The 12,442-nt window shown below is 48.7% G+C and carries 13 protein-coding genes; 8 read left to right on the top strand and 5 right to left on the bottom strand.

Annotated features, from left to right (window positions below; all coding sequences use genetic code 11):
• Positions 1 to 194: 194 nt before the first annotated feature.
• The 4 genes from EYB31_RS34535 to EYB31_RS34520 all read right to left on the bottom strand — a co-directional run bounded on the left by EYB31_RS34535 (position 195) and on the right by EYB31_RS34520 (position 1,492).
• Positions 195 to 449 (bottom strand): hypothetical protein, encoded by a 255-nt coding sequence (locus tag EYB31_RS34535; protein ID WP_131018137.1) that lies wholly within the window; start codon positions 447 to 449, stop codon positions 195 to 197.
• Positions 450 to 522: 73 nt separating this feature from the next.
• Positions 523 to 924, bottom strand: coding sequence for a HEPN domain-containing protein (locus tag EYB31_RS34530; RefSeq protein ID WP_131018136.1), 402 nt, complete (start codon positions 922 to 924; stop codon positions 523 to 525).
• Positions 914 to 1,276: a nucleotidyltransferase family protein gene (locus tag EYB31_RS34525; RefSeq protein ID WP_131018135.1), complete on the bottom strand. Its 363-nt coding sequence runs from the start codon at positions 1,274 to 1,276 to the stop codon at positions 914 to 916. The genes EYB31_RS34530 and EYB31_RS34525 overlap by 11 nt, the downstream gene beginning before the upstream one ends.
• A gap of 12 nt (positions 1,277 to 1,288) precedes the next feature.
• A complete protein-coding gene (locus tag EYB31_RS34520) occupies positions 1,289 to 1,492 on the bottom strand; it encodes a hypothetical protein (RefSeq protein ID WP_131018134.1) in 204 nt (67 codons plus the stop codon).
• An 84-nt stretch (positions 1,493 to 1,576) separates the two neighbouring features.
• On the opposite strand from EYB31_RS34520, the gene yhbH reads away from it, so the two are divergent.
• Positions 1,577 to 2,743 (top strand): sporulation protein YhbH, encoded by a 1,167-nt coding sequence (gene yhbH / locus EYB31_RS34515; protein WP_131018133.1) that lies wholly within the window; start codon positions 1,577 to 1,579, stop codon positions 2,741 to 2,743.
• Positions 2,740 to 4,164: a SpoVR family protein gene (locus EYB31_RS34510; RefSeq protein WP_131018132.1), complete on the top strand. Its 1,425-nt coding sequence runs from the start codon at positions 2,740 to 2,742 to the stop codon at positions 4,162 to 4,164. The genes yhbH and EYB31_RS34510 overlap by 4 nt, the downstream gene beginning before the upstream one ends.
• Before the next feature lie 83 nt (positions 4,165 to 4,247).
• Here the strand turns inward: EYB31_RS34510 and EYB31_RS40485 are convergent, their stop codons facing one another.
• Positions 4,248 to 4,418: a hypothetical protein gene (locus tag EYB31_RS40485; protein ID WP_165452770.1), complete on the bottom strand. Its 171-nt coding sequence runs from the start codon at positions 4,416 to 4,418 to the stop codon at positions 4,248 to 4,250.
• Between the two features lie 157 nt (positions 4,419 to 4,575).
• Here EYB31_RS40485 and EYB31_RS34505 point away from each other — a divergent pair, with 157 nt between their 5' ends.
• The 6 genes from EYB31_RS34505 (at position 4,576) to EYB31_RS34480 (ending at position 12,334) form a co-directional block, all read left to right on the top strand.
• Positions 4,576 to 5,631: an amidohydrolase family protein gene (locus EYB31_RS34505; RefSeq protein WP_131018131.1), complete on the top strand. Its 1,056-nt coding sequence runs from the start codon at positions 4,576 to 4,578 to the stop codon at positions 5,629 to 5,631.
• 48 nt (positions 5,632 to 5,679) lie between these two features.
• A complete protein-coding gene (locus EYB31_RS34500; RefSeq protein ID WP_131018130.1) occupies positions 5,680 to 6,030 on the top strand; it encodes a Rieske (2Fe-2S) protein in 351 nt (116 codons plus the stop codon).
• 122 nt (positions 6,031 to 6,152) lie between these two features.
• On the top strand, positions 6,153 to 8,474 hold the full coding sequence (locus EYB31_RS34495) for a helix-turn-helix domain-containing protein (protein WP_240763160.1): 2,322 nt from the start codon (positions 6,153 to 6,155) through the stop codon (positions 8,472 to 8,474).
• Between the two features lie 363 nt (positions 8,475 to 8,837).
• Positions 8,838 to 9,698 carry an ABC transporter permease gene (locus EYB31_RS34490; protein ID WP_131018149.1) on the top strand — a complete coding sequence of 287 codons (861 nt, stop codon included), beginning with the start codon at positions 8,838 to 8,840 and terminating at the stop codon, positions 9,696 to 9,698.
• A gap of 13 nt (positions 9,699 to 9,711) precedes the next feature.
• Positions 9,712 to 10,569, top strand: a complete 858-nt coding sequence (locus EYB31_RS34485; RefSeq protein WP_131018128.1) for a carbohydrate ABC transporter permease — start codon at positions 9,712 to 9,714, stop codon at positions 10,567 to 10,569.
• 124 nt (positions 10,570 to 10,693) lie between these two features.
• The gene (locus EYB31_RS34480; RefSeq protein WP_240763159.1) at positions 10,694 to 12,334 is read left to right on the top strand and encodes an extracellular solute-binding protein; all 1,641 of its coding nucleotides are present in this window, start codon (positions 10,694 to 10,696) and stop codon (positions 12,332 to 12,334) included.
• Positions 12,335 to 12,442: the final 108 nt, after the last annotated feature.

Raw genomic sequence — 12,442 nt, 5'->3', positions numbered from 1 at the left:
AAGCTTGTTTTCCTTAATAAATTGTCGTAGCTGTTCCTTGGACCATAATCCCATGTGTTCTCCCAACCCTTCCTAAGTAACTCTATTGTAATAGGTTTGGAGTTTACACAAAGAATTTTACAGCCTCAAGTCTATCAAATTGCCTCAACTAAAAAGCTCTCCACATACGATCAACGATCGTCGGGAGAGCTTTGTTATTGCTTATTTTCTGATTTCCCACTTCTCTTCGGATTCATCTTGTTTGGAATTGCCCTGCCAAATTTCTTGGCATACAGTTCCCGTACCCATACACTGACAGGTTCTTTCCACATTTGAGAGCGTGAAGGGATATTTTTTGTCAGGCTGTGCGGCGTCATGCCAAGCTCTTTGGCCATGCGAATCTCCTCATCGTTTAACCCGCATCGTTTTTTGGCGTCGACCCAGGCCGCTTCTTTTACTGCTTTATTCATATGCTCCCCCTAGTCATAACGCAGTTTTCTAAAAAAATGGAAACAAGTCCCAGACGGAACTTAAAACACCCCCTTAGCCATGCTTCTTTCCTTTGGAAATAATTTGCAAAATCGCCTCGTTAAAGACCTTGACTTGCTCCATGAGTCCGGCCACTTCTTCCCTTCCAAAAGAAACTTCCGCGCTGTAATCAGCTTCCGCTCGATGATCCATCAAACGGTTGTACATTTTGACCAAATCAGTTGAAAGTAAACCCGTGAGCCCAAGATGCTTGTTTACCCAGCCTCTGACGTAGGTATGTTTGTTGCTGATCGTCTCGCCCCTGAGCAGAATAAGCGCTGTAACTGTTTGAAAAGCAGAGTAGTATAATTCACTGACGCAACTATCGTACAACCCTTTCTCGAAGGATAATTCAGCAAGCGCCTGCTTCTGCCGAGCTTTCATCAACATGACTTCGGAAGCTTTATTATATCTCAATCACAATCCCCTCCCGAGAAATATTATCTTTCAGAGGGAGCCAGATGCCTTCATCTTCCGTTTCCCAGTTCCTGCAATTTTCCAGGATACATGTTAACTGGGTGTCGTATTTCATATTTATCTCGAATGTAATATCGGAAAGCTTCTCCTGATTATGCCAGTCCTTCTCTTCTTCAACAAGAACCAATACATCAACGTCAGAGCTATCCTCAAAATCCCCTCTCGCCTTGGAACCAAACAGAATCAGACTTTGAAGATGAAATATTTCCGATACTCTTTCTTTGAGTTTATGGATAGATTTTTGTTCCACATCCGTTAGCGTAGATATTTGCTCCGCAGTTAACTTATTCATTCGCTCGCCCCTTCACGTTTCATTGTTCACTTCTCCAGCTTTGCTTATTATCATTTTATCATATTCCGGCTTTATCAAACGATATTTAAGTGCAGCCAATTCCGTCTCCCCCCCTGCTCCACCCGATCCAAAAAAATAGGGACTTGTCTGCGTCACATATCCCCCCCGTTCGTGAATATATTGGTAACAAGCTATCTTTTTCTTTTGGCTGGCCATCCCATTGTCACCTCATGCTGCAAGGAAGCGTTACGGTTCACGCGGCATTTTTGTGTTTTATCCAATTCACGGGAGGTGTACCGCATGACAGAACCTTTATTTACCGTTTCACGCGAAGACTGGTCGCTTCACCGCAAGGGTTATCAAGATCAAACCCGCCACCAGGAGAAAGTGCGCGACGCGATCAAGCAAAATTTGCCGGACCTCGTATCCGACGAAAGCATCATTTTGTCCGACGGCAAGCAAATTATTAAAGTGCCGATCAAAAGCTTGGATGAATACCGGTTTCGCTACAACTACAACAAAAGCAAGCATGTGGGGCAAGGTGATGGGGACAGCAAGGTAGGCGACGTGTTAGGAGTAGACCCTTCGCCCGCTCAAGGGCCGGGCAAAGGCGAAGGCGCCGGGGATCAGCCGGGAGAAGATTACTACGACGCTGAAGTGAACATGGAGGAGCTCCAGACGATGCTGTTCGAAGAGCTGGAACTGCCCAATCTGCAGCAGAAGGAGAAACACAATCTGACGACAAAGGAGATTCTTTTTAACGATATACGGAAAAAAGGCATCATGTCCAATATCGACAAAAAGCGGACGATTCTCGAAAACCTTCGGCGCAACGCGACCTCGGGAAATCCCGGGATCCACGGCATCAACCCGGAAGACCTGCGCTTCAAAACATGGGACGAAATCATCAAGCCCCACTCCAACGCCTTAATTTTGGCCATGATGGATACGTCGGGATCCATGGGTTCGTTCGAAAAATATATCGCCCGCAGCTTCTTCTTCTGGATGACGCGGTTTCTGCGCACCAAATACGAGCAGGTGGAAATCATTTTCATCGCCCACCATACGGAAGCCAAAATTGTTACGGAAGAGGAATTTTTCACTAAGGGCGAAAGCGGCGGCACCATCTGTTCATCGGCTTACCAGCTCGCCATGGACATCATCGACCGCCAGTACCCTCCGGCTTCCTATAACATTTATCCGTTCCATTTCTCGGACGGAGATAATTTAACAAGCGACAACGAGCGGTGTGTGAAGCTGATAACCGAGCTGACCAAACGCTGCAACATGTTCGGCTATGGCGAAGTGAACCAATACAACCGCAGCAGCACGCTGATGTCCGCGTACCGCAATTTGCACGATCCGAAGTTCGTTTATTACGTGCTGCGCGAAAAAGGCGAAGTCTATAAGGCGCTGAAAACATTCTTTCCGAAGGGCTCCGACGGAGGGAGGGCGGCCGGCGCATGAGGTCTGACGAAATCAAGCAATTGGAATACGCCATTTCCGAGATTACGGAAATTGCCACCGGGTTCGGGCTCGATTTTTACCCGATGCGCTACGAGATATGCCCGGCGGACATCATTTATACATTTGGAGCCTATGGCATGCCCACTCGCTTCAGTCATTGGAGTTTTGGCAAATCATTCCATAAAATGAAAACCCAGTACGATTTTGGACTGAGCAAAATTTATGAGCTGGTCATCAACTCCGATCCATGTTACGCCTTTTTGCTGGACGGCAACTCGCTCATCCAGAACAAGCTGATTGTCGCCCACGTGCTGGCGCACTGCGACTTTTTCAAAAACAACGTCCGTTTCTCCAAAACGAACCGCAATATGGTGGAAAGCATGTCGGCCACGGCCGAGCGCATCCGCCAATACGAGATCGAATACGGTACCGACAGGGTAGAAAAGTTCATTGATGCGGTCCTCGGTATCCAGGAACATGTCGATCCGATAATTACCAAGCCTTACCGCGGCGGACAGCAGCGCCAAGACCGGAAGCCGGCCGTTGAAGAAACCAAGGAACGCAAATTCGGCTATGAGGATTTGTGGGATTTGGACCACAGTAAAGCGGATCAGGCAGAGTCCAAAGACGACCGAAAAAGATTTCCGGCCAAACCTGAAAAAGACCTTCTGTTGTTTATCGAAGAACATGCGCCGTACATGGAGCATTGGCAGCGGGACATTCTGACCATGCTGCGCGATGAGATGCTGTATTTTTGGCCGCAAATCGAAACAAAAATCATGAACGAAGGCTGGGCTTCGTATTGGCATCAACGCATCGTGCGCGAGCTCGACTTGGCCGAAGACGAAACGATCGAATACGCCAAGCTGAACTCTTCGGTCGTCATTCCGTCACGCCACAGCTTGAACCCTTATTATCTCGGGCTTAAAATTTTCGAAGACATCGAGAAGCGCTGGGACAACCCGACTCCGGAGGAGCGGAGCCGCGATCATCGCGAGCCGGGCCACGGCAGAAGCAAAATATTCGAGGTGCGGGAGTTCGACTCCGACATCTCCTTTATCCGCAACTACATGACCAAGCAGCTTGTCGACGAGTTGGATCTGTACGTGTTCGAGAAAAAAGGCCAGGAATGGAAAATCACCGACAAAACATGGGAAAACATCCGCGATCAGCTTGTGTATTCCCGAGTGAACGGCGGCTTTCCGTACATTGTCGTGCAGGACGGCGACTTTTTGCGCAGCGGCGAATTGTATTTAAAGCATATGTACGAGGGCGTCGAGCTGGATTTGAAATACGTGGAGCGGACGATGCCTTACATCCATCAATTATGGGGCAAAAACATACATCTCGAAACGGTCGTGGAGGATAAGCCCGTATTGTTTTCGTATGACGGGAAAAAGCATAACCGGAAGTTTTTATGAATAAGTTTGTAGGAGACTTACGCAGACATCTGAAAAACCTGGCGGCGCCAGGTTTTTTCTTTTGGAACGCCTATCCCCTCGCGTCAATCCTGCTGCAGGGTGAACAACTTTTCCATAGGTATTTGCAAGTCTTCAAAGATGATGGACCGGATCGTGTCCTGCTCCATATATAATTGACGTATCTGGTAGCTGCCATCCTGCAGCGAGTTCTCGCCAAAACATAGCATTAACAATTTAATATGTTTGCTAGGCATAAAAATAGTAAACTCTCAATATGATTTATTATAGGCGAAGTGGCAAGCCCAGCCGGCAAAATCGTAGAATCACTCAAGATATTGTAATATTACCAATCGTAAAATAAACCGCTTCATTTTACAATATAGTTACTAAATGTAAGGGAGAGTGTGGAGCGTGACAGCCGTACAAAAAGTCATCGACACCGATGTGCACAATACGTTTAAAACGCCGTACGACTTGGCCGAATATTTGCCCGAGCCTTGGAAAACGAAGGTTGCCACGAGCGGTATAGGAAACGCGTGGCATGGAATTTGGTCGCCGATCGGCGTTTTCCGCAAAGACTGCCTCCCTCCTGACGGCGGGCCGGCGGCTTCCAATCCCGATTTCATGGTGAAAGACTTAATTGAACCTTATCATATGGAATATGCGATTCTGACCGGCGACGCGATGAACATCTGCACCCACCCCGACCCGGACTACGCTGCAGCCATATGTAAGGCTTACAACGATTATATGATTAAAGAATGGCTGCCGAAGCATGAATCGTTTAAAGGGGCTATTCTTGTAGCCGGCCAGGATCCGCAGCTTGCGGCACGCGAAATTGACCGCCTGGCGGGACATCCCGATATGGTTGAAGTGCTGATGGGCAGCGCTCAACGGGCCGGACTCGGGCAGCGTCAATTCCACCCGATCTATGAAGCGGCGGAACGCAATGGGCTGCCGGTCGCAATCCACCCTGGAGCGGAAGGTTCGGGCGGAACCTACGCCTCAGCGGCGGGCATGCCGACCCGCTATTTGGAGTGGCATACCAATTTGTCGCAGAACTACATGGCGCATACGGTCAGTTTGGTGTGCGAAGGCGTATTCGAGAAATTCCCGAACCTCAAGTTTGTCATGCTGGAAGGCGGGCTGGCTTGGCTGCCGCACCTGATGTGGCGCCTCGATAAAAATTACAAGGCGCTGCGTTCCCAAGTGCCTTGGCTCAAACGGCTGCCTAGTCAATATATACGGGATCATTGCTATTTTTCCACACAACCGATTGAAGAACCGGACAATCCGAAATATTTGGGCGACTTGTTTAATATGATCGATGCCGAAAACATGATTATGTTCTCAAGCGATTATCCGCATTGGGATAATGACAGTCCGATGGAAATTTTAACGAAGCTCGGTCCGGACATGCGCCGGAAAATTTTTTACGACAATGCCAAGAGCTTATATAACCTATGAGAAAAGCGAAGCTGCGTTCTTGCAGATATTATAAAACGGAGGCATCGTATGGCGACTCATTTTGTAGCTGAGGAGAAAGATTTAGCCGACGGGCAGCATATCATCGTAGATGTGGAGGGCCGCTCCATCGGCTTATACCGTCTGGACGGGGAATTTTACGCGCTGCACAATTATTGCCCTCACGAAGGGGCTCCGCTTTGCAAAGGACCCGTTTGTGGAACTACGCTTCCATCCAGCGTATATGAATACCGGTTCGGCCGGGAAGGAGAAATTATCCGCTGTCCTTGGCACGGCTGGGAATTCGAGATCAAGACGGGCAAATCGCTGGTGAATGAGAAGGTAAGGACTCGAAGATATAAAGTCGAAGTCGAGAACGGCAAAGTCGGCATCGTCATCTAACTCCAAAGCATTCCCCGAGATACGCAGGTATCAGGGGGATGCTTGCTTTGCTATTAAAGGAAACCGCGATCTGGATAGGAAAGGGGCCGGTACGATAGGTGAAATGGCTGCTCAAACCCCGTATGTTCAAAACCGCTCTATTCTGGCAGTTTTTCGCCAGCTACTTCATTCTTTTTATCATTCCGGTCATTATGGCAAACATGTTTATTTACGTATACGTCGTCAAAGTGATCGAAAATGAAGTTGAAAATACGAATACCATTTCCATGCGCAATTTTTCCGCCCAAACCGATACGGCATTTTCTTCACTGCAGGTTAATATGATTAATCTTCTTGGCGCCTCCAACCTGAAAAGCGTGATGAAACAATTCGGCGACGCTTCCAAGACTCCCCAATACTTCGAATGGATCCATTCCTTGATGGATCAATTAAACACCCTGGATACGGGGGAAATCGTTTCCAATGCCTATCTGTATTTTGCAGATTATGACCTGGTGATCGGATTTAACTCGGATACGAACAAAGAGACGTTTTTTAAATACTTCTTTCCGGTTGATGAACGTGACAAAGCGGGTTACCTCGCTAATTTTTCCGGCAAAAAAATGATGCAATTTACGAAGACCTACACCTTGCACCAGAAGGTGCCTTTCACCGATGCCATCCTTTCCTCCAGCTCCAATATTTCGGCGGTCATGAGTTACCCGTTTAACAGCAGCCATCCCGATGTATATCTGGTCGTCAGCATGAAGCAAGAGGAGCTTGGCAAACATATCAGCGTTAATCAGAAGTGGACTGCCGGCACGGCCATCGTCGATGAATCCGGCGGCATGATCAGTCAGACCGGCGATATGCGGATTTCCCCGAAGGAATGGCAGGAAATTATGCGGGCCAATACGGAAGGCGCTCTTTTCTCAGACGGCAAAACAAGAGCGTTAACCTACGCAAAATCCCATTTTAACGATGCGTGGTATTATGTCAGTCTGATCGACTTGGAGACGTTGCTTAAACCCGTGCAGCGCATCCGCTCATTCAGCTTTTTGTTTCTCGTGTTTTTCCTCGTGCTCGGCGGGTTCATCTCCTATTATTTGAGCAAAAGACTGTACAGACCGATACTTGAAATCAAAAACGGCTTATCTTCACACAATAACCGCCAAGCAGCATTGCCCGTTCAAGCCGGAGGGAACGATTACGATTTAATCAAGCAGTTCTCCAACCTGCTGATGTCGGAAAACAAACAGCTGAGCCAGCTCGTCAGCGGCATGTTTCCGATTGTGCAGGAGGATTTTATCGCCAAAATTTTATCCGGCGAGTACCGCGACAACTTATCCATTGCGCTGTATGCGAAGGAAATCGACTTTCCATACGACCCGAGTGTCACGCGCACCGTTTTATGCATCGAAATCCAGTATTATTCGCGGGTACAAGGCCACATCTCGGAAACGTCAAAATCGTTTATGATGGCTGAGTTAAAAGAGCAGATTCACAAATCGGCTGCCGGCACCGTCTGGTTGTGCCAATTAAAGCCCGATCTGATGGCATGTGTGGTGCACCATGACCCGTTTTTGCTGTTCGGCCCCAAAGAGGTGTCCGAGTTTGTCGCCTTGATTCTCCAGCAGTTTAACGCTTATTTCAAAGCCACGATCGGTATCGGAAGAAAAGTCCAAGATATCGGCGACCTTCATTTGTCCTATGAATCGGCGATGGAGATGCTGCAGCGCAAAAGCCTCCACTCCCGTGTGGAGGTGTTCGGCCAGGAAGCCGCCGCGGGCGATCAGCCGGATAAACCGCTGCTGGACAGCTTTTTATCGGCCCAAGAGGTCAACCGGATTTTTAATCTGTACAAGTCGCGGAATTATGAGCGGTTGCTGCAATCTGTCTATGATTTGCTCGATATGGCCGTTGAGAACAACGCCAGCGCCTCTCAGGTCAAGGGGCTCTGCTCCGACGTGCTGAACACCTGGATTCGCGCCGTGGAACTGGAACGCAAGGAAATGAACATCCCGTTCTATTCCGGGTTGTTCGTTGAGCTGAACCGCTGTATCACCTGGGAAGAGATCAAGACGTGCTTCGAGCGGATCCACGCCGCGTTATTCAAGCAAGAACAGACAGCCGACCGAAATAAACAAATTGCCGAAATCCTCGATTATATCCACCAGCATTACGGCGAGGAATTGTCCGTGGAACGGTTCGCCCGGCAGTTAAACATGTCGGTCAGCCATTTCAGCCGGACCTTCAAAGATGAGGTCGGCGAAAAATACGTAGAGTATATTACGAAGCATCGCCTCACGATGGCCAAAAAATATTTGCTTGAAACGGATATGAAAATCGATGAAATTTCCGAAAAAGTCGGATACATGGGACGCAATTCGTTTATTCGCATTTTTTGCAAATACGAAGGAATTACCCCCGGGAAATACCGGACGATTCATCATCATACGATGTAAATCGGCTGTCGCGAACCCGTCTCCAGCTACATGCCTGGGGCGGGTTTTGCCGTTCCCCCAGGAAAAATAGGCGACTTCTTCGGAAAGTCGCTTTTTTTGCGCAAGGTGCCGATTTTGCGGACGGATACAGAACGCGGGTTTCATGCAAAAATGGCGACGTAGCGAAAAATGCGCGCTTTACGGTTGGCCAAACAGCCAGTATGTTTAGGCTATCAGATCAAACCTATAAGGAGTGAGAGCGCATTGTCGGTCCAAAGTGGTGCAGGAGCGGAGACGGGTGATCGGTTCAGTCCGCGTATCAAAACTGGAAAGCGCTTTCGTTTCTGGCGTTATGTGAGAAAGCATAAAGCTCTGTATTTATTAATGCTTCCCGGCATCCTCTATTACATTGTGTTTAAATATGTGCCGATGTACGGCATCATCATCGCTTTTCAGAACTATTCGATCGGCAGGGGCATATTGGGCAGCAAATTTGTCGGATTGGATCATTTCGTCGAATTTTTCTACAACACCCCCGATTCGTGGAAGCTGATCCGCAACACTATTTTATTGAACATGTACGACCTGCTGTTTCATTTTCCGGCACCGATTATTTTAGCGGTATTGTTCCATGAAATTAAAAATAAAATGTTCAAAAAAATCGTGCAGAGCATCAGTTATATGCCGCATTTCTTATCTACGGTTGTCATCGCCGGCATTATGGTTATCTTCTTATCCCCAACGACCGGCATCGTCAACATCATACTGCACAAGGTGTTTGGCATAGAACCGATTATGTTTCTCGGCTTGCCCGAGTGGTTCCGGACGATCTATGTCAGTTCGGAAATATGGCAGAAGGTCGGCTGGGGTACCATCTTGTATCTGGCGGCGATCGCCGGCATCGATCCGGCTTTATACGAAGCGGCCAAAATGGATGGGGCGGGGAGGCTGCAGCAAATTCGCCACATTACATTAGTGGGAATGGTTCCCGTCATGATTATCTTGTTTGTGCTGAATTTGGGTCATTTTATGGAAGTCGGTTTTCAGAAAATACTGCTGCTGTACAATCCGATGAACTATGAAACCGCGGACGTCATCAATACGTTTGTGTACCGGCGCGGGGTATTGGACGCCGATTTCAGCTTCGCTTCGGCAGTCGGACTGTTTCAATCGGCGATCGGATTTTTGCTGGTTGTGATCGCCAACCGGATCGTGCGCAAATATTCGCAGACCAGTCTGTGGTAAAGGAGGTCACGCAATGAAAATCAAAAGCGCCAGCTCCTTGCTGTTTGACATTATCAATACGCTGGTTATGATTCTGGTCATCATTGTCATGGTATATCCGATTATATTCGTCTTTTCGGCCTCCATCAGCGATAATGCGATGGTTGCTAGCGGCCAAGTGCTGCTGTGGCCCAAAGGCATTCATTTTGCCGCTTATGAGAAAATCATTGTGGATCAAAATATGTGGATCAGCTATTGGAATACGATCCGTTACACGGTGGTGCAAACCGTGCTGACGTTAATCTTCACTTCTGCCATGGCCTATCCGCTCGCCAAAAGATGGCTGGCCGGGCGAAAATGGATTTTGCTGATGGCCGCTTTTACGCTGGTGTTCAGCGGCGGGCTGATCCCGACGTTCCTGCTCGTCAAGCAGTTGAACATGCTGAATACGATCTGGGCGATCGTGCTGCCTTCGATGATTAACACGTGGTATTTGTTTATTATGCGGACATTTTTCGAAGGGCTTCCGGAAGAAATCGAAGATGCGGCGATCATCGACGGGTGCGGCTCCATGCAGGTGCTGCTGAGAATCGTCATTCCGCTGTCGCTGCCGGTAATGCTGACCATCGGCTTGTTTACAGCCGTGAACCAGTGGAACGCCTTCTTTGAAGCCTTGATTTATTTAAACGACGGCAAGATGCATCCGTTGCAAATTATGCTGCGCACCATCCTGATCGCAGGCAGCAACCCCCAAGGCGAAGGCGATTTAAGTTATATCGAATCGTTGAAATACGCAATGATCGTTATTGCCACACTACCGATTTTGTGCGTGTATCCGTTTATCCAAAAATATTTTGTGCAGGGCAGCATGATTGGCGGCGTCAAAGGTTAGGTAGTCATGGATTCCTTAGGATATCTGCCCTACCATCAAAACTGTGAATATTTATTCGCACAAAACGATTGTCGGGCACATTCCAGGATCCAATCCTATATTTATCCATTGGGAGGGTACAAGGGTGAACAAAAAGACACTCGCAACGACGCTTACAGCCATCATGTGCGGCGGCCTGATCGCAGGCTGCGGCAGCGGAGGACAAAGCGCCGCACCGCAGGCGCCTGCCGCCAAAGACGCAGGAGGTGCTGCAGCGCCTGCGCAAGCACCGGCAGCAGCGGCCCCCGCTCCTGCGGCAAGCCAGCCGCCCAAAGCCGTCACGTTTACGTGGCTGGCCGCTAACCGGGTCGAAGGACCGGTTCGTCAAGACTGGGAAACGTTTAAGGAAATCGAGAAAAAAACGGGAGTGAAAATCGATTTTCAAGTCGTCAGCGAAGAATCGCTGCCGGAAAAAAGAAAAATCATGTACGCCACCAACACAGTCACGGACTTTACACTTGTGCTCAACCAGGACGGAAGGGATTTTGGACCTGAGAAAGTGTTCCTGAATTTAAAAAATTATTTGGACAAAGCGCCCAACATCAAAAAGTTTTTCGACACTTACCCGGAAGCCAGAGCGCAAGCGACCGCCTCAGACGGCGGTTATTACACGATGCCGGTGCTGGAAAGCGATCCAAGCACGAAAGGCTTCAACTATGCGTGGTATGTACGCAAGGATTTGCAGGACAAATACGGACTCAAGCCGCCAACGACAGCCGATGAATTTTACCAATTCCTAAAGGCATTTAAGGAAAAAAATCCCGACTCTTATCCGCTCACGTTCCGGACGCCGGTCAGCGCCCCGAACCTGGCCTCCATCTTCACCGTGTTCCTCAGATCGTTTACAGGAGTGGAGGGTTACATCAACCAGCTTCCCGATAAAGAAGAATATGCCTATGCGGGCTACCAGAAGGGTTTTAAAGATGCGCTGCTGTTTATGAACAAGTTGTACGCAGAGAAGCTGCTTGATCCCGAGTTCGCCCTGCTGACTACAGCCCAATGGGAAGAGCGGATGATTACCGGCAAATCGCTGGTCACCTATTGGTGGAAAGCGGACATGGATCCGCTGGTCGAGAAAGCCCGCAAAGCCAATGCCAACAATAAGGACTACGATTTGAACGTGATCCCGCAATTTGCCGCCGACGGGATTAAAAATTACCAATTCGCGCGGCCAGCGGTCGGCGTAAACGGCCTGGCTATCGCTGCCAACGTAAAAGATAAAGACGCCGCCGTCAAATTTATGGATTTCTTGTTTAGCGAGGAAGGCACGAATTTGATGTCGCTGGGTATTCTGAACAAAACGTACAAATTGGTCGACGGCAAGCCGAGATACATGGAGGAGTTTGGCACAAGCCCGTACGTTCCTCTCCGCCGCGATTGGGGCGTCTGGTTCCCTAACGTTTCGATCAACAACGCCATCGCCCGCGCCGCATGGGAACGTGGTCTGGATAAGAAAAATATGGACATCAACGCGTCGTATGCCCAGTACATTATCGACTCGCCGAAGTCGATCGTCAAAAACCCTGAAGAACAGGAGCTGGAAAAATCGAAGCTGAACAACCTGAACAAATACCTCGACCAGCGGCTGACCGAATTCGTTACAGGGAAAGCGCCGATTAACGACCAGACGGTCAACGAGTTCATGGATCAGTCGAAGAAATTGGGCGTGGACGATTTGCTGAAAATGTACAATGCCGCTTACAAACGTACGTATGGCGCGAAGTAAAAGAAAGATTGTGTATCAATCAGCATAAACATGCATGCTGTGCAATACAGCAGGACTGCTGTTACTCATTTCGCACCGCAAAAAAGGGAAAGGGCTTGCCCTGTTAAA

The organism is Paenibacillus thalictri, assembly GCF_004307995.1.
In the GTDB taxonomy this organism is placed as follows: domain Bacteria; phylum Bacillota; class Bacilli; order Paenibacillales; family NBRC-103111; genus Paenibacillus_AF; species Paenibacillus_AF thalictri.
The sequence above is the reverse complement of the archived record's forward strand: the minus strand, read 5'-3'. Positions and strand labels throughout refer to the sequence as shown.